We start from the raw sequence: 17,758 nt of genomic DNA, 5'->3' as shown, positions 1-17,758 counted from the left end.
ATCGAGATGGCGTTGGTGCTGATTTCGGCGCTGTTCATCGGTTCCACAGGTCCGGCCGCGCCGCAGAGCATCATGCGCACGCCGGAAATCCGCGTCGCCCCACGGGTGCCGAGCGTCAGCACGAATGTCGGGCCGCGGGTCAATACCAATATCGGCGGGGCGGCGGTTGCGCGGACCCCCTCGCGGATCAGCGTCACCACCATGCCCCGCATTGGTGTGCAGTCGACGCTGCCCTCTGCGCGCTATTCGCCCAACCTCCACCGCGCCTGCGACGCTGCCTATCGCGGTAGCGACGGCGAGTGCCTCGACCGTCCCGTCGTCTCCACTGCGGATGGCGGCAGTGGCGGCAAGGCGGCCGGCAGGAAGGCCAAGGGCGGATCGCGCAACAACGCGCCGCGAACCGCGGTTGATTTCCGCGCGGTGCCCAACGAACTCGTGGCCGAAATCGATGGTGCGCTGACCGACGCGCAGATCGAGGAGCTGGCGCGGCGTCATGGCCTGGCGCGGGCGGAGATACGGAACGTCCCGCTGCTCGGCTCCACCATCGGCCTGTTCCGCATCACCGATCGCCGCTCGGTGGATGTGGTGCGCCGGGCGATGGCCGCCGACGGCCGCATACGCTCGGTGCAACCCAACTTCCGCTACCTGCTGCAGGACCAGAACACGGCAGCGACCGAGGGCGATCCGGCGCAATACGCGCTGGCGCAGCTTCGCCTGCCGCAGGCGCACACGCTGGTTCGCGGCATGAACGTGACCATTGCCGTGATCGATTCCGGCATCGATGCCAGCCATCCGGAACTGGCGAATACGGTTGCCGACACATTCGATGCGATCGGCAGCAATGAAGAGCCGCATGCGCACGGCACCGGCATCGCCGGGGCGATCGCCGCCCATGCTAGGCTGATGGGGAGCGCGCCGGAGGTGCGCATTCTCGCGATCCGCGCGTTCGGCGCGACCGCGAACGGGGCGCAGAGCTCGTCCTATGTGATCCTGAAGGGACTAGATCATGCGGCGCTGCACGGCGCGCAGATCATCAATATGAGCTTTGCCGGCCCCAAGGATCCGCTGATCGAGCGGGCGGTCGCCGCGAGCGCAGCGCGCGGCATCGTGCTGGTCGCAGCCGCCGGTAATGCCGGGGCGAAATCGGCGCCGCTCTATCCCGCCGCGAACCCGAACGTGATCGCGGTCAGCGGCACCGATGTGCAGGAGAAACTGTTCTCCGCCTCGAACCGGGGCAACTACATCGCGCTCGCCGCGCCCGGCGCCGATATCTTCCTGCCGGCGCCGGATGGCAAATACCAGATCGCCTCGGGCACGTCGTTTTCCGCCGCCTTCGTCAGCGGCATTGCGGCCCTGGTGCTGGAGCGCAATCCTGCGCTGAAACCGAACGAGGTGCGCTCGATCCTGACCGGGACGGCGCGCGATCTCGGCGTCCCCGGACGTGACGATCTGTTTGGGGCAGGGCAAGCCGATGCATTCGCGGCGGTGTCCGCCGTCGCGCCAGTTCCGCTCGCCTCTGGCAAGCACGCACCGGCTGCGCCCGCACAGGATAACACTTCTGTGAGCCGGGCGATGGAACAGTCGGCACCGGCCATGGCCGCGGACAAATCCGCCGAAAATGACGTGAAAAGCCCCGCTGCGCAGTGAAATTTCCGCGCTCTCGGGCCGCAGGCGGTCGCCTGGGAAGGTTAAAAAAATCGAAGAGGGATTTTGAACGTCGGGCAGCGTGTCGCGACCAATAATTGTGGGAGCGATCCATTCCTCCCCATCAGCTATATCAGGCGCGAGCGCCCATCCACCCCAAGCGCCCATATGGCTTGACCCGTCCGGTTGTCCCCCCGGACGGGTCTTCATTTTTGTGGACAGCGTGGACAACGCTTTCTGGTTGCGCCGACAGTCATGCAGGCGTCGCGTCGACCGTCTAAGAGCCGCAAACCCAATAATCCAGTATTCCTGCGGACTTCTCTGCGTGCCCCGAGTCGTTTACGAAAAGGTGTTAGACTTTCTTTACCTTTTCCACAGAATATCCCAATCATATTTTGATTCGGTTCGGTTGCGTCCTGCGTCCGTTTCTCTCCTTACGGGCTGTCTTAATGACAAATCGAACTGACGCGGCCAGAGGCCGCGAGATCGTGGCGCGCTGGTGCGCGCTGGCGGAAGCACGGCTGGAACACCTCACCGAACTGTTCGAGTCCGGGCGCTGGCGCCGCTATCACAGCGAGGTGTCCTTCCTGGAGAACGTCCAGGAGGCCAAGCGGGCGGTCGAGACCTGGCGCGACCTGTTGCGGCGGGAGGCCTCGCTCGACAATTCGCCGATCGACATCTCCTGGCTCGGCCGTGGCCACGTGACGCCGCTGCCGACCCCGGTGCGGTTGCAGCAGCGACCGGTCGAACGGCCGGCGCCAGTGGCGCCGCCGGAGCCGCCGATCGAGATTGTTGCGCTCATTCAGGCCGTGGAAGAGGAGGCGCCGGCACCGAAAGAAGCGCCGCTGCCGCTGCTCGATCTCGCCGCCATCCAGGCGCGCTATCCGCTGCTGCGCAACACGCTCTAGAAGTTATCTTTATCTCCGCACCGCGTTGCCGCCGAGCACGAGCTGCGCATATTGCTGCGCGCCGGCAACCGACAGGTCCGTCGTGATGACCCGCGCATGGTCGAGCCCGACCACGGCGCCGCGCGGCGTTTCCGAGATCATGTTGTTGTGGACCAGCGCGATCCCGGCGCCCGGTACCACCGAGACGCCGATACCGGCGAACGCCTTGCGGATCACGTTGCCGGTAATGGCGACGTCGCGCAGATATTTGCCCCAGCCGGCAACGATGCCGAAGGAGGGCGCGTTCTCGATCACATTGCCGGTGATCGCGGTATCCGCCTCGACATAGATGCCGATGCCGGCATCATCGTCCGGCGCGGTCCCGATAGGCCGCTTCGGGATCAGGTTGCGGATGATGTTGCCCTGGACCGCCGCGATGCGGCCGCCCTCATTGAAATTGCACACGGAGACACCGACGGCGGCGCCGTCGACCGTGTTGTTGGCGATGACGGCGCCCTCGAACGAGAATTCCGAATAGAGCGCGACCTCGCGGACATCGCTGACGCTGTTGTCTGATATATGGATGTTCGACGCCGAATTGCCGCGCACGGCGGAATAATCGCAGTTCCTGATGCGATTGCCGCGCACGATCACATTGCCGGCACGGAAGGCGTTGATGGCGTTGCCATACTGGCCGGAGCCGCCGGGGCCGGCCTTGATGTCCTCGATGCGGTTGTCGGCGACGATCGTGCCATCGTCGCCGATGGCGGTACGCAGGATCTCGATGCCGTTGTCGTTGGTGCCCGAGATCGTGTTGCGCGCCACCATCAGGCCCAGCGCGTCGAACGACACGATGGCGGTGGTCGCAATGTCGGTGAAGATGTTGCCGCTGACGTCGCCCGACACCTGCTCGAACCAGATGCCGTTGCCGCCGCTGCCTTTGATCTCGCATCCGGTGATGCGGACATCGCGCGCCGTGACGCAATGCACGAGGCCGCGCCGCGTCGGCAGCGGCACATTGCCGCCGTCCAGCGTGAGGCCGGAGAGGCCGATGCCGTCGGCGCCTTCACCAAGAAACATCGACGGCCCGCCGTTGAAGACGAGTTTGGTCGCGCCGCGCACGCCAATGAGCTGCGAGCCGCGCTGCAGGCGGAGCAGGCCGGTGCGATAGACTCCGGGCGGCAGCGCCAGCGGCGCTTGCGCGCGTGCGGCCTCGTCGATCGCGCGCTGCAGGACTTTGGTCTGGTCGTCGGGACTGCCGGGGCGGACGCCATATTGCGTGGCGTCGCGGCCGAGCGCGGAGGTGAGCGGCGCCGCGCGCGCAGCGTCCGCCGACAGCGCCAGCGCGCCGGCGGCGCCCGCTGCGGAAACCCCGATGAGATGGCGGCGATTGACGTTCATGATACACGGTCCTCGCGACGCAAGTCGTAGCGCAGAACTGTAGCCTGGCGTGGTGAGCGCGAGGGGGCGCGGACGCGATTGTTGCAGGTAGGGTTAATCCGCGGTGGAGCGGCAACGGGTAGGGTGGGCAAAGGCGCACTTCGCGCCGTGCCCACCATCAACACTCCGCTCGCGATGGTGGGCACGCTTCGCTTTGCCCACCCTACGCAGCTATCGGCGGCCGCCGCGCCAGCTTCACCATTTCCGTCAGCAGCGCCTCGCCGGCATCGACAAGATCTTCCAGCGTGATGCGCTCGGTTCCCTTGCGCAGCGATGTGCCGTGGCGCGGGATCAGCGGCACATGCACGAATGCGGCGAGCCGCAGGCCGTCGGTCTTCTCCACGGCTTCGATCGCACGCCAGCTTAAGTAGTTGCAGAGATAGCTGCCGGCGTCGCGAGAGGCGCGGGCGTCGATGCCGGTCGCGAGCGCGGCGCGCAGCAGTCTTGCGGTGTGCGGTCCGAACATTGTCGCGTCGGCGCCGCCAACGATCGAGCTCTTGCGCGCACGGCGGCGGCCGGCATCGGCGACCAGCGTGGTGACGGCATTGCGGGCGCGGGTCTCGATCCGTAAGTGCGCGGTGCGGCTGGCAAGCCCGAACATCAGAAGCGCCCGCGGGCGGACTTGTGCGATCTGTTCCGGCAATTCGCGATCGACGGTGTCGTAGGTGACGTGGAAGATGTGGCTCGTCAGCCTGACATCATCGAAGGCGGGACGGCGTAGCTCCGTCAGCCGCTTCACCAGCGGCATGGTCGGATTGAACGGCGCCCCGGGAAACGGACCGAAGCCGGTGATAAGGACGGGGAGCTTTTCGCTCATCGCAACAGTTCCGCGATCTGCTCGGCCGCCACGGCCGGCGAGATGCGGCCGTCAGCAACCTCGGCCTCCGTCTTCTTCACCTTGGCGCGGATCGCGGGGTCGGAGCGCAGGCGCGCCATGATCCGCTGCTCCAGCATCGACCACATCCATTTCACCTGCTGCTCGCGCCGTCGCGCCGCGAACTCGCTGGAGGCGTTCATCGCGGTGCGATGCTCGACGATCTTCTGCCAGAGCTTGTCGATGCCCGCGCCGGTCAAGGCCGAATAGGTTTCGACCGGCGGGTGCCAGTGTTGCGAACGCGGTGCCAAGATATGCAGCGCGCTGCGATAGTCGGCTGCCGCGACATTGGCGCGCTTGAGATTGTCGCCGTCGGCCTTGTTGATCGCGATCATGTCGGCGAGCTCGACCAGGCCCTTCTTGATGCCCTGCAATTCGTCGCCGGCGCCGGGCAGCATCAGCGCAAGGAAGAAATCGGTCATGTCGGAGACCGCCGTCTCGGACTGGCCAATGCCGACGGTCTCCACCAGCACCACATCAAAACCGGCGGCTTCGCAGAGCAGCATCGCCTCGCGCGTCTTTGCCGCAACGCCGCCGAGCGTGCCGGAGGAAGGCGAGGGACGGATATAGGCCTGCTCGGACGCCGAGAGCCGTGCCATCCGCGTCTTGTCGCCAAGGATCGAGCCGCCGGTGCGCGCCGACGACGGATCGACCGCCAGCACCGCGACCTTGTGCCCGTGCTCGATCAGGTACATGCCGAGCGCATCGATCGTGGTCGACTTGCCGACCCCGGGCGAGCCGGTGATGCCGACACGGAAAGCCTTGCCGGTGTCTGCGAGCAGCGCCTGCACCAGATCGCGCGCCGCCGCCTGGTGGTCGGCGCGGCGGCTTTCGATCAGCGTGATCGCACGCGCCAGCGCCGCGCGGTTGCCGGCGCGCAGGTCATGGGCGAAGGCGTTGATGTCGAGCGCTTTGGTGCCGCTCATTGCTGATCGTCTTCATTCGCTTTGGGCCGCGATCCGCTAAAAACCTTTGCACCGTCCGGCGACAGATATGGCTTCAGCGTCTCCCACGGCACGAAGGCGACGTATTGGCCCTCGGCGTAGGGGCCGACGGCATAGGGCGGATAGTGGAAGGTCAGGCCGGAACTCTTGCCCGTCTCGGTCGAAGGCGCCATCGTCACCGCGCCGATCTTGAGCAGCGTCGGCTTCAGTTCTTTGTACCACTCGGCGGTCGCGGTCTCGTCGGCGCCGCGCTTCTTCTTCTCGGCGTTCAACGAGGCGATGACTGCCTCCAGCATCGCCTTCATGGTCGGTCCGTCGTCGGCGGTCTCCTTGAAGAAGGGGTGGATGCTGATGCGCTTCTTGTCGGCGGAATCCCACAGGATCGTGTTGACGTCCGAATTCGGATGCGCGCCTTGGGTATTGATGTAGTCGTTGCGAAGGACGCTGACGTAGCGGCCACTGACCACCGAGCGCACATTGTACTTGCGCTCGAAGGTCCAACCACCACGATCGAACAGTCGGGGATCCTGCTTCCGCGCCGATGCGGCCTCGGCCGCGCTCTTGTCGACCCACTTCCTGCCTTCGGCAAGGCAGTCCGCTGCCAGCGCGGGATCGGCCTTGATCTTGTCGTCCAGATAGACGGTGGCTTCGACACTTCTGTTCTTGACCAAAGCGTCTGGCTTGGGGTCGGCAGCGAGGGCCGGAGCGCTCGCGCAGGCGAGCGCGCCGATCAGGCCTATCCGGCGAACAAGCGTGACGAGTGCAGCAGCGCGCACGGGATTTCCTTCAGGGCAATGTGAGTTGAGGGGGCGGGCTACTCCGCCGCCTCGCTATGGCCGAGCCGGGCGTTGAGCTTGTGGATCAGCTCTTCGGCGGCGTCGGAGATCACGGTGCCCGGCGGGAAGATCGCTTCCGCGCCCGCCTGGTACAGCGCCTCGTAATCTTGTGGTGGCACCACGCCGCCGATGATGATCATGATGTCCTCGCGGCCGTATTTCTTCAGCGCGGCCTTCAGTTCCGGCACCGCCGTCAGATGCGCAGCGGCGAGCGAGGAGACGCCGAGGATGTGCACGTCGTTTTCCACTGCCTGCCGCGCCGCTTCGTCAGCGGTGGCAAACAGCGGCCCGATATCGACGTCGAAGCCGATATCGGCAAAGGCCGATGCGATCACCTTCTGGCCGCGATCGTGGCCGTCCTGGCCGATCTTCGCCACCAGGATGCGGGGCCGGCGGCCTTCGGCCTCCTCGAAGGCGTCGATCAGCGCCTGCACCTTCTCGACCCGGTTGGACATGGCGGCAGCCTCCCGCTTGTAGACGCCGGTGATGGACTTGATCTCGGCGCGATGGCGGCCGAACACCTTTTCCATGGCGTCCGAAATCTCGCCGACGGTCGCTTTCGCGCGCGCGGCGTCGATGGCGAGCGCCAGCAGATTGCCGTTGCCTTCGGAGGCCGAACGGCTCAGTGCCGCCAGCGCCTGCTCGACGTCCTTCTGATTGCGCTCCTGCCGCAGCCGCTTCAGCTTGTCGATCTGCAGCCGCCGTACGTTGGTATTGTCGACCTTCAAGACGTCGATCGGCGCCTCGTTCTCCGGCTTGTACTTGTTGACGCCGATCACCGCCTGCTTACCGGCGTCGATCCGCGCCTGCGTTTTCGCTGACGCTTCCTCGATGCGCAGCTTCGGCACGCCGGCTTCGATCGCCTTGGCCATGCCGCCGAGCTCTTCGACTTCCTGGATATGACCCCAGGCTTTTGCGGCGAGATCGCGGGTCAGCCGCTCGACATAGTAGGAGCCGCCCCAGGGATCGATGATCCGGTTGGTGCCGCTTTCCTGCTGCAGGAAGAGCTGGGTGTTGCGCGCAATGCGGGCGGAGAAGTCGGTCGGCAGCGCCAGCGCTTCATCGAGCGCATTGGTGTGCAGCGACTGGGTGTGTCCCTGCGTCGCCGCCATCGCCTCGATGGTCGTGCGCATCACGTTGTTGAAGACATCCTGCGCGGTCAGCGACCAGCCCGAGGTCTGGCAGTGCGTACGCAGCGAGAGCGAGCGCGGGTCCTTCGGGTTGAACGGCTTGAGCAGCTTGGCCCACAGCAGGCGCGCGGCGCGCATCTTGGCGACTTCCATGAAGAAGTTCATGCCGATCGCCCAGAAGAACGACAGCCGCGGCGCGAAGCGGTCGACATCGAGACCGGCGGCAAGGCCGGCGCGCAGATATTCGACGCCGTCGGCGAGCGTGTAGGCAAGCTCGAGATCCTGCGTCGCCCCGGCCTCCTGCATGTGATAGCCGGAGATCGAGATCGAGTTGAACTTCGGCATCCGCTGCGAGGTGAAAGCGAAGATGTCGGAGATGATCCGCATCGAGGGCGACGGCGGATAGATGTAGGTGTTGCGCACCATGAACTCTTTCAGAATATCGTTCTGAATGGTGCCTGACAGTTTCTCCGGCGGCACGCCCTGTTCCTCGGCGGCTACCACGAACAGCGCGAGGATCGGCAGCACCGCGCCGTTCATGGTCATCGACACGCTCATCTGGTCGAGCGGAATGCCTGCGAACAGCGTGCGCATGTCGTAGATCGAGTCGATCGCAACGCCGGCCATGCCGACGTCGCCGGAGACGCGCGGATGATCGGAGTCGTAGCCGCGGTGGGTGGCGAGATCGAACGCGACCGAAAGGCCCTTTTGTCCGGCGGCGAGGTTGCGGCGATAGAACGCGTTGGAGTCCTCGGCCGTGGAGAAGCCGGCATATTGCCTGATGGTCCAGGGCTGGTTGACATACATGGTCGGGTAGGGGCCGCGCAGATACGGTGCGACGCCCGGCCAGGTCTCGAGGAAGTCGATGCCGGCGAGATCTGCCTCGCTGTAGGCCGGCTTCACCGGGATGCCCTCGGGCGTCAGCCATGGTTCGACCGAGCCGGTGGGCGGTGCGCCGGCGGTAGGCGCAAACGCGACATCAGCGAAGTTCGGAATACGGCTCATCAATGGCGTTCCTTCAATTTCGTTATTTGTGCCTCACAGTCCAGGAGACGCTGACGAGCTTCGGGCGCTCCTGGAGTGGCAAGTTGCGGCGGAAACGTTCCGACGAACCCTAAGAGGTCTCCGACCCGCATAGAGGTACCGAACACGCTGAACTTCAAAGGCAAAATGTACGCCGCCAGAGCCAGCAACACTACCGAGAAAACAACAAACGAAAGGGAGATCTGACCTGCCAGCACTCCCGCGACGACCAAAGCCCCAATTCCGCCGGCGATCCCAACGAGGACGAAGCGAACCCAGAGCGGCGGTTGTGGAAAGGCGAAGACTGGACGCTCGACGACCGGACGCTCGTGGTAGGCGATCATGGATCGCAGTCGATCACGCTCCGCTTCGAGTTCGGCAAGTTCATCTCGGTAAGCCACCGACGTCACCTCAATCATGGTCCGGATGCTGGTGGCTGACGATGGTCGCCATCTTCTCCGGTCCGTAATTCTGTTGCGTGGTCTGGCTGGGAAGGTTCGCGATGCCGACCACCCAGCCGAGCCGGGATTCGGTGCCGTACTGCCGGGTCGGCACCACCATGTCGGGCCGGTCGAAGGCGCCGGTCATGATCTCGATCCGCGGCCCGTCGATGAGGTGGAAGCTCAAGGGCGTGCCGCAGGCGGGGCAGAAGTCGCGCTCGGCAATTGAAGAGGAACGGAACGACGCCGGCTTGCCGCGGGTCCAGGCAAAATCGGTCCGCTCGATGTCGGCGAAGGAGGCGAATGGCGCGCCGGAGGCCTTCTGGCACATCCGGCAATGGCAGATGCTGATCCGCGTCGGTGCCGCCGTCACCGCAAAACGGATGGCACCGCATTGGCAGCCGCCGGTCAGAACGGGTTTTTGGCTCGACGTCATGCTCACTCCATCCGCCGATAGGCTTCCTGCAGCGTCGCCGGCGCGTCGCAGCCGGCAAAGATGAAATCGGTTACGTCGGACGCGCGCAGCGCGGCTTCCAGCTCCCCCGGCCGTCCAGCCAGATAGATATGCCTTGCGCCGGCGGCTTGAAGGGCCTTGGCAGCCGCAGCGGCCTGTTCCGCGTAGACCTTGTCCGAGGAACACAGACAGGCGATCGCGGTCCCCGACGCCTTGAAGGTGGCCGCGAGCGCCGCGGGATCGGAAAATCCCTCGCTGTCGAGCGCCTCGATGCCGCCCGTCTCGAAAAAGCTCTTCGCAAAGGTAGCGCGCGCGGTGAAGTCGGCGGGCGTGCCGAGATTGGCGAGGAAGATTTTTGGACGGGCCCCGCTCGACTTCAACTTTGCGTCGGATTTGTCGCGCAGAGCCTCGAAGGGGTCAGCGAGCCGCATCGGTGACAGCGCGTCGAACTTGAACTTGGCCTCACCATAAGCTGGTAGCACAACCGGCTTTGCTTCCAGCACCATTGCATCGGCCTCGTGCAGGTTCGGAAACTCGCTGGCACCGGTCAGCACGTCGCGACGCTTGGCGATGTTGGCCTCGCGCGCCGCACGCGTCGCGGCGACCTTGCGCTGGATCAGGTTCTGCTGAAGCGCGGCAAAGATGCCGCCGGCTCTTTCGATCTCCTGGAACAACAACCAGGTCGCTTCGCAAAGCTCCTTCGTCAGCGTCTCGATGCCGCCGGAGCCCGCTGCCGGATCGGATACTTTTGCGAGATTGGACTCTTCCAAAAGAATGAGCTGCGTGTTGCGCGCAACGCGACGGGCAAAGTCGTCGGGCAGGCCGAGCGCCAGCGTGTGCGGCAGCACGGTGACGGCGTTGGCACCGCCAAGCCCCGCGGCGAACGTGGCCATGGTGGCGCGCAGCATGTTCACATAGGCATCGCGCTTCGTGAGCATCCGCCAGGCGCTGTCGGCGGCGATGAACAATGGCCGTGGCGTCAGTCCGCAGGCTTGCTCGATCCGAGCCCACAGGAGCCGCAGCGCGCGGAATTTCGCCAGCGTCAGGAACTGGTCGGCATCGGCGCTGAGCCGCGCATAGACCATGCCTTGGGCATCCTCGAGCGCGACACCGGCTTGTTCGAGGGCGCGCAGATAGGCGACCCCGCTTGCCAGCACGAAGGCGAGTTCCTGCACCTCCGATCCGCCGGCATCATGGATCACGCGCCCGTCGGCGGCGGCGAAAGGCCCCTTGAAGCCGAGCGCCACCAGGCCTTTGACGGCACCGGTCACCGCCGGCACGATCTCGCCCCAGTCATAGGGGCTAAAGCCCCACACCGCGCAGGCCGCCAGCGGATCGAGCCCGAAACGGATGTCGCAGTTGGCGGGATCGAATCCCCTGCGCTTCACATATTCCGCGACGTGGATCGCTGCCATCCGCGATTGCGGGCCAATCTGAAGATCAAGGGCGATGCCGGCGTCGAGGTAGATGCCGTCAAGCACCTTGTCGACGGCTTCCGCTGTCGGCTCGAGTCCGAAGCCATGGGCGCCGCTGCCGCCGGCGAAGACCAGCGCGAGGCCGGTGGCGCCATTCTCGAGATCATGCAGCGCCTGCGCATTGGCGCGGCGCGGGTCGGGATCATCGATCCGCTGCATGATCTGCCAGGGCGCAGCCTGGCCGCGGCCGGCGATCGGGCTGGCATTGGTGGCGCGGCGATAGATCGGCTCGATTTTGATCCCGTCATAGGTCTTGCCGACCAGCTTCTCGAACGGCGCGCCCTTCAGGACGCCGTCCACCAGCTTGCGCCAGTCCTCGTAAGTCGCCGGCGCGAAATCGGCCGCCAATCGCAGATCGTCAGTCGTGGTCGTCATCCGCCCTATCGTTCCTCAAGTCGTCCTCACCGTTTGGCCGGAAATTGCCACGCCGAAGCCGCCAAGCCAAACGCTGTTTTCAATACCGCAATCCCGTAGCCCCGGTGAAGCGCGGCGCAACCCGGGACCGCCCATAGATGCAGACGCACACCCGGGTTGCGTGTTCCACCCAACCGGGACTACGGCTCCGGGAGCCGTACAATACCGTCGGTCGAAACCGCCGCCAGCGCATCTTTGATCGTCCGTCCCGCAATGACACGGTCGGGCGCGATCTCCGCCAGCGGCACCAGCACGAAGGCGCGCTCGAACAGACGAGGGTGCGGCAGCGTCAACTCCGGCCGGTCTATCCTGACATCGTCATAGGCGATCAGGTCGAGATCGAGCGTGCGCGGGCCGAAGCGGCGTTCGGGAGAGCGGTCGCGGCCGAACTTGGTCTCGACCTTCTGCAGACAGAATAATAGCGCGTGGGGATCGAGGCTGGTTTCAATCTCGATGCAGGCATTGACGAAGTCTGGCTGTTGCTCGTCGCCCCAGGGGCGCGTGGCATAATCCGCCGAGCGGGCCACCAGCGCGGCCTGCGTCATGCCGCAGATTTGGGGAATAGCCTTGTTGAACGTCGTGCGGACGTCGCCGAGATTGCCGCCCAATGCGATCAGCGCGCTAGCCATGCGCGGCTGATTGCCGCGTGCGCGTCAGCACCACGCCGACATCCTCGAAGATCGCGGCGATCGGCGCGTGCGGCTTGTGCACGGTGACCTTGACCGCGCTGATGCGAGGGAACGTCGACAGCACCGCCTCCGCCACCGCGCCCGCGGCCCGCTCCAGGAGCTTGTAATTGGTGTCCCTGAATGCCTCGGTCGCGGTCGCCACCACATTGGAATAGGACACGGTGTCGGCAAGCTTGTCGGTGCGCGAGGATTCGGAGAGGTCCACGGAGAGTTCGAGATCGATGACGAAGCGTTGCCCGACTTCGCTCTCGTGCTCCATCACGCCGTGACGGGCATGGATGACGATGCCGGTGATGAAGATCGTATCGGTCATTGCTGCCCCCTGATCGCTGCCGCAACCCGTAACGCCTGCACCGTTTCCGCAACGTCGTGGGCGCGGATGATCTGCGCGCCGCCTTGCGCGGCGATGAGATGCGCCGCGATCGAGCCCCCGATGCGCCGGTCGGGCTCCGACGGCGTCACGGTGCTGATGAAGCGCTTGCGCGAGGCGCCGACGAGAAGCGGCAGGCCGAACGCGGAAAGCTCTGCAAGCCGCGCCAGCACCATCATGCTCTGCTGCGGCGTCTTGCCGAAGCCGATGCCGGGATCGAGCACGATCTGGTCCGTCGAAATGCCAGTCTTGGCGGCGATGTCGAGCGAACGGGCGAAGAAGGCCGAAACATCCTTCATGATGTCGATCGAGGGATCGGCGTTGTCGCGGTTATGCATGATGATGACGGGCACATGCCGCGCCGCGACCAGGGGCGCCATGCCGGCATCGCGCTGCAGGCCCCAGACATCGTTGGCGATGAGCGCGCCGTGATCGAGCGCCCAGGCCACGACGTCCGATTTCATGCTGTCGATCGATACGGGCACGCCGAGCGCGACGACATCCGCCAGTACGGGTTTAAGCCGCCGCAACTCGTCTTCGGCCGAGACCGGCTGGGAACCATAGGGGCGGGTGGATTCGGCGCCGATGTCGATGATATCAGCGCCATCGGCGACCATCTTGCGCGCCTGCGCCAGCGCCTGTTCGGGCGCGGCAAACCGGCCGCCGTCGGAAAAGGAATCCGGAGTGATGTTGAGCACGCCCATCACGGCCGGGTAGGGCCGGGATAGCAACGCCGGCAGCACCGCAGTCCCGCCGGAATGGGCGTCCCTTTGCGTCGCAGCAATCATGCCGGTCGATTTGCGCGTCCCGCACCGGCGAGTCAAGCCGGGAATAGCGAACAGGTTTAGTAAGTGATCTTGGGCGGCAATTTGCGCGCGCGCTCGATCAGGAGCTCGACCGATTTCTCCGAAGGCAGGACGCGGACGAGCTTACGCTTGGTGTTCACGTCCTTCATGTTCTGCGCCAGCCGCGCCGGATTGCGCAGCGCAAGTTCGCGAACGGTGGTGACGCCGGCGGCGCGGACCAACCCGACCTTTGCCTTGCCCATCCCGGGAATGCGCATGTAGTCGGAGACGTTGGCCCATTCGAGCAATTGTTGTTCGCTGATGCCGGTCTTGGCCGCGAGCATCTTGCGTCCCTTGACGGTGCGAGCGGCCTCAAGCAGCGCGTCCGTGGTGCGAATGCCCTGAGCCTTCAATTTCGAGGCGCAATAGGCGCTCAGACCGTCGATCTCGGAAAGTGGGTATGTCATGATGTCTGGTATTGAATGACTCAACCTGAGGCTGCGTTCAAGCAAATTGGCTGAGTCCTGGCGTCCCCGCGACGATCTCGCCCATCTGATCCGCTCCGAGTTTGTCGCGCCCGAACCGGAAAAGTTCACGCGCAATCTTCTGAACCTCATTCATGCTGAGGCCGAGCGCCATCAGCCTGGTGCCGACAGCCATCAATCCACCGCCCATCAATCGCACGAGACCTGCACTGCTGTCCGCGGCCGCGATCGCCGCTTCCGCGCCCGGAATCTGGTCGATCAGCGCTTCAACCTGGCTGGATGGCCCCTCCCGACGGAGGAAACCCAGAACGATGCCGACGGTCTTTTCGGCGACAGCGCTATCGATGCCGGCCTCGGCGGCCAGCCGTCCAACCAGTTCGTCCATCTTGCCCCGCCCTCAGCCGGCTTGCCGCCGGACCTTGCTTGGGAATTGATCTTGAGCGCCTGTGCCATGAATTACAAGCGACGAGCGCAGATGATCCCACTTTTCGTCCTCATCACAGGCGAAGTGTTGCAGTAATGCAAGAGTACATATGCTAATCGCGCTGTTCTATCGCGTTGCGTCATCGGTTTTTTACGGCTCGCAAGCGAAAGAGAAGATGAGAATGTCGCGTCCGGGTGGCAAAAAAAGCGCTGGCGGCGCTTGACAGTTTTAATCGACGGGCAAGATGCAATATGATGGTTGCGTTCGGGGAAGATACCTTCCCGATACGCGCGAAGAGGCGATGCGATGGCGATTTCCGACAACAAGATTGCCGATACGGACGAAAAGATTTTTATCGGTAAGGGCGAACAAGCGGCGTGGTTGACGCTGGCGCTCGCCAATCGCCACGGACTTGTTACCGGTGCAACGGGAACTGGCAAGACCGTCACACTGCAGGTGATGGCGGAAGGATTTGCGCGCGCCGGCGTTCCGGTCTTTGCCGCCGACATCAAGGGAGATCTGTCCGGGATCGCTGAAGTCGGCGAGGCCAAGGACTTCATCGTCAAACGCGCCAGCGAGATGGGGCTGAAATTCCAGCCGGACCAGTTCTCGACGGTGTTCTGGGACGTGTTCGGCGAGCAGGGGCATCCGGTGCGCGCGACCGTCACCGAGATGGGACCACTGTTGCTGTCACGAATGCTCGATCTGAACGACGTCCAGGAAGGCGTTCTCAACGTCGCGTTCCGCGTCGCCGACGAGAACGGACTTGCACTGATCGACATGAAGGATCTGCGCGCGCTTCTTGATGCGATCGTGCCATCTGGCGGCAAGAAGGCCGCCGATGATGAGGAAGATCCGCTGGAGCCGCTCCGCAAAGCGGCGCAGAGCTTCGGCAATGTCAGCAAGGCGACCGTCGGGACCATCCAGCGCCAGCTCCTGGTGCTGGAAAATCAGGGCGGCGCGAAATTCTTCGGCGAGCCGGCGTTGACGCTGAAGGATTTCATGAAGACCGACAGCGATGGCCGCGGCATCGTCAATATCCTCGCTGCCGACAAGTTGATGCAGAGCCCGCGGCTCTATGCAACCTTCCTGTTGTGGATGCTTTCAGAATTGTTCGAAGAACTGCCGGAGGCCGGCGACCTGCCGAAGCCGAAGCTGGTGTTCTTCTTCGACGAGGCGCATCTCTTGTTCAACGATGCGCCGAAAGCGCTGCTGGACAAGATCGAGCAGGTGGTGCGGCTGATCCGCTCGAAAGGCGTCGGCGTCTACTTCGTCACCCAGAATCCGATCGATGTGCCGGACAAGGTGCTCGCGCAATTGGGCAACCGCGTGCAGCACGCCTTGCGCGCCTTCACGCCGCGCGACCAGAAGGCGGTCGCCGCCGCCGCGCAGACGTTCCGGCCCAATCCGAAGCTCGATACCGCCCGCGTGATCATGGAACTCGGCAAGGGCGAGGCGCTGGTGTCCTTCCTCGAAGGAAGCGGTACGCCGTCGATGGTCGAGCGCGTGATGATCCGGCCGCCGTCAGCGCGGATCGGGCCGGTTACGCCGGAAGAGCGCAAGAAGATCATCGACGCAAGCCCATTCAAGGGCAAATACGATACCGCGATCGATTCCGAATCCGCTTACGAGATACTCCAAAAGCGGATCGAGGGCACGGCGGCGCCGGCGGACGGTTCGGAAGCCGGTGGAGGCGGTGGCATTCTCGGGCAGATCGGCGATATTGCCGCCACGATCTTTGGCACCAATGTCAGGCGCGGCAGGCTGTCGACCGGCCAGGTCATCGCGCGCAACGTCACCCGTTCGGTCACCAACAAGGTGATCGGCGGCATCGTGGCCGACGTCGGCAAATCGGTCGGCGGTCAGGTCGGCGGCTCGATCGGACGTGCACTGGTGCGCGGCGCACTCGGCGGGCTGTTGCGGCGGTAGGGTCTGGCTGCGACACCAGATTGTGACGAGGGACGGATTGCTTTGTCGCTCCGCTCCTCGCAATGACGAACGGGGACTGCTCTCCGCTCCAACCACCGTGATTGCAATCGAAGCGAAGCAATCCCTGCGTTATCACGAAATGAAAAGGATCAACGGCTTGCTGATGTCTGGAACGAGCTTGTGCTGAGATATCCGTCACTTCGGGCACCGCTCGACATCCTGTTCTTCCTCGGCTGCATCGCGCTGACCGCCGATGTGCTCGTTCCCGAGATTTTCGGACACGGCAAGACCAAGGATTATCCGTTGTGGTACTGGGCCGGGCAGCAGGTGCTGCAGGGAAAGGATCTCTATCCCGCCGATCCCCATACCTATTTTGATTTCATCTACCCGCCGCTGCCGGCGGTGCTGCTCGCAGCGCCCAGCTATTTCGGCAAGGTTGCGCTCTATCTCGCGCTCTCCCTGCTCAACATCATCGCCTGGTGGATGACGGCGCAGTTGTCGCACGCGATGGCGGGCTCGGGCCGCAAGCCGGGTTGGCTGTTGGAGGCGTTGCCCGGCCTCGTTACGCTCACATTTGTCTTCGATATGTTCGATCTCGGCCAGCCGAACCTGATCCTGCTGGCGATGATGCTGTATGGATTCTGGCTGTTGCGGCAGAAGCGGCCGTGGTTCGCGGGAAGCATGTTTGCGCTGGCGACCGCCATCAAGGTGTTTCCGGTAGCGGTATTGCCCTATCTGATCTGGCGCAGGCACTGGACGGCGGTTGCGAGTACGCTGGTGTTTCTTATCGTGTTCCTGTTCCTGCTGCCGGCGCCGTTCCGCGGCTTCCAGCACAACGTCACGGAATTGAAGACCTGGTATCAGGGCATGGTCGGCTCGAGCTCGGAAAAAGGCTTTGGTCAGCGCGACGAGCAGAACTGGTCCTGGGTCAACCAGTCGATCATCGCGATGACGCATCGGCTGACGCGTCCGGTGAACTACAACCAGGACGATCCATTCAAGGCGAAGCCAGCGCGGTACATGAACATCGTCGATCTCGACTTCAAGACCGCGAACCTGATCGTGCTTGCGGTCTCGCTCGCGCTTGGTCTCGGCTATATCGCGGTAATGCCGCCCGCATCGCGCCGGACCGAGAAATCCGATGCGGAGGAGATCGGCATCCTGTTCTGCCTGATGACGGTGGCCTCGCCGCTGGCGCGGCAATACTACTTCCTGTGGCTGTTCTTCCCGATGACGGTCCTGATGCATCGCTCCGCCTATGATCCGCGGCCGGCGGTCAGGACCGGGACATGGATCCTGCTCGGCGTTGCAGGCTGCCTGCTTCTGTTGTCGCTGCCGCTGTTTCCGATCGATGTGCAGGCCTATGGTAACAATCTCGTGGCGACCATCGTGCTCGCGGGGGGACTGGTCTGGCATATGCGGCATTCGCCTGCGGCCGATGCCGCCGACGCTTTGCCTGCGGCGGCAGGCGCGCTAAAACTCGGTGACAACAGCGCCCACAGCTAGGAAATTCAG

The 17,758-nt window shown here is 64.3% G+C and carries 17 protein-coding genes; 4 read left to right on the top strand and 13 right to left on the bottom strand.

Annotated features, from left to right (window positions below; all coding sequences use genetic code 11):
* Positions 1-6: 6 nt before the first annotated feature.
* Both YY7_RS0128445 and YY7_RS0128440 read left to right on the top strand, forming a co-directional pair.
* Positions 7-1,647 carry a S8 family serine peptidase gene (locus YY7_RS0128445; protein WP_245287448.1) on the top strand — a complete coding sequence of 547 codons (1,641 nt, stop codon included), beginning with the start codon at positions 7-9 and terminating at the stop codon, positions 1,645-1,647.
* 446 nt (positions 1,648-2,093) lie between these two features.
* Positions 2,094-2,552, top strand: a complete 459-nt coding sequence (locus tag YY7_RS0128440; protein ID WP_028166183.1) for a TIGR03809 family protein — start codon at positions 2,094-2,096, stop codon at positions 2,550-2,552.
* Positions 2,553-2,561: 9 nt separating this feature from the next.
* Here YY7_RS0128440 and YY7_RS0128435 read toward each other — a convergent pair whose 3' ends face one another.
* From YY7_RS0128435 to YY7_RS58585, 13 genes are all read right to left on the bottom strand, one after another.
* Positions 2,562-3,932: a TIGR03808 family TAT-translocated repetitive protein gene (locus YY7_RS0128435; RefSeq protein ID WP_028166182.1), complete on the bottom strand. Its 1,371-nt coding sequence runs from the start codon at positions 3,930-3,932 to the stop codon at positions 2,562-2,564.
* 202 nt (positions 3,933-4,134) lie between these two features.
* Positions 4,135-4,788 carry a pyroglutamyl-peptidase I gene (locus YY7_RS0128430; RefSeq protein ID WP_028166181.1) on the bottom strand — a complete coding sequence of 218 codons (654 nt, stop codon included), beginning with the start codon at positions 4,786-4,788 and terminating at the stop codon, positions 4,135-4,137.
* Positions 4,785-5,771, bottom strand: coding sequence for a methylmalonyl Co-A mutase-associated GTPase MeaB (meaB, locus tag YY7_RS0128425; RefSeq protein WP_028166180.1), 987 nt, complete (start codon positions 5,769-5,771; stop codon positions 4,785-4,787). The genes YY7_RS0128430 and meaB overlap by 4 nt, the downstream gene beginning before the upstream one ends.
* Complete coding sequence (locus YY7_RS0128420) at positions 5,768-6,529, bottom strand: RsiV family protein (RefSeq protein ID WP_028166179.1); 762 nt, start codon at positions 6,527-6,529, stop codon at positions 5,768-5,770. The genes meaB and YY7_RS0128420 overlap by 4 nt, the downstream gene beginning before the upstream one ends.
* A gap of 74 nt (positions 6,530-6,603) precedes the next feature.
* Positions 6,604-8,760 (bottom strand): methylmalonyl-CoA mutase, encoded by a 2,157-nt coding sequence (gene scpA, locus YY7_RS0128415; protein WP_028166178.1) that lies wholly within the window; start codon positions 8,758-8,760, stop codon positions 6,604-6,606.
* Entirely contained in the window at positions 8,760-9,197 is a 438-nt protein-coding gene (locus YY7_RS0128410) for a hypothetical protein (protein WP_028166177.1), read from the bottom strand. The genes scpA and YY7_RS0128410 overlap by 1 nt, the downstream gene beginning before the upstream one ends.
* Complete coding sequence (locus YY7_RS0128405; RefSeq protein ID WP_028166176.1) at positions 9,190-9,654, bottom strand: GFA family protein; 465 nt, start codon at positions 9,652-9,654, stop codon at positions 9,190-9,192. The genes YY7_RS0128410 and YY7_RS0128405 overlap by 8 nt, the downstream gene beginning before the upstream one ends.
* A gap of 2 nt (positions 9,655-9,656) precedes the next feature.
* The gene (locus YY7_RS0128400; RefSeq protein ID WP_028166175.1) at positions 9,657-11,522 is read right to left on the bottom strand and encodes a methylmalonyl-CoA mutase subunit beta; all 1,866 of its coding nucleotides are present in this window, start codon (positions 11,520-11,522) and stop codon (positions 9,657-9,659) included.
* 179 nt (positions 11,523-11,701) lie between these two features.
* Positions 11,702-12,190 (bottom strand): 2-amino-4-hydroxy-6-hydroxymethyldihydropteridine diphosphokinase, encoded by a 489-nt coding sequence (gene folK, locus YY7_RS0128395; protein ID WP_028166174.1) that lies wholly within the window; start codon positions 12,188-12,190, stop codon positions 11,702-11,704.
* Positions 12,183-12,563, bottom strand: coding sequence for a dihydroneopterin aldolase (gene folB / locus YY7_RS0128390; protein ID WP_028166173.1), 381 nt, complete (start codon positions 12,561-12,563; stop codon positions 12,183-12,185). The genes folK and folB overlap by 8 nt, the downstream gene beginning before the upstream one ends.
* Positions 12,560-13,408, bottom strand: coding sequence for a dihydropteroate synthase (gene folP, locus YY7_RS0128385; protein ID WP_028166172.1), 849 nt, complete (start codon positions 13,406-13,408; stop codon positions 12,560-12,562). The genes folB and folP overlap by 4 nt, the downstream gene beginning before the upstream one ends.
* A gap of 56 nt (positions 13,409-13,464) precedes the next feature.
* Entirely contained in the window at positions 13,465-13,872 is a 408-nt protein-coding gene (locus YY7_RS0128380) for a DUF4332 domain-containing protein (protein WP_028166171.1), read from the bottom strand.
* A 37-nt stretch (positions 13,873-13,909) separates the two neighbouring features.
* Complete coding sequence (locus tag YY7_RS58585; protein ID WP_080663888.1) at positions 13,910-14,275, bottom strand: DUF2267 domain-containing protein; 366 nt, start codon at positions 14,273-14,275, stop codon at positions 13,910-13,912.
* Between the two features lie 345 nt (positions 14,276-14,620).
* Here YY7_RS58585 and YY7_RS0128370 point away from each other — a divergent pair, with 345 nt between their 5' ends.
* Both YY7_RS0128370 and YY7_RS0128365 read left to right on the top strand, forming a co-directional pair.
* Entirely contained in the window at positions 14,621-16,243 is a 1,623-nt protein-coding gene (locus YY7_RS0128370; protein ID WP_028166169.1) for a helicase HerA-like domain-containing protein, read from the top strand.
* 180 nt (positions 16,244-16,423) lie between these two features.
* A complete protein-coding gene (locus YY7_RS0128365; RefSeq protein ID WP_028166168.1) occupies positions 16,424-17,749 on the top strand; it encodes a glycosyltransferase family 87 protein in 1,326 nt (441 codons plus the stop codon).
* The last annotated feature ends 9 nt before the right edge of the window (positions 17,750-17,758 follow it).

The organism is Bradyrhizobium elkanii WSM2783 (genome assembly GCF_000472865.1).
Classification (GTDB): Bacteria; Pseudomonadota; Alphaproteobacteria; order Rhizobiales; family Xanthobacteraceae; genus Bradyrhizobium; species Bradyrhizobium elkanii_A.
The sequence above is the reverse complement of the archived record's forward strand: the minus strand, read 5'-3'. Positions and strand labels throughout refer to the sequence as shown.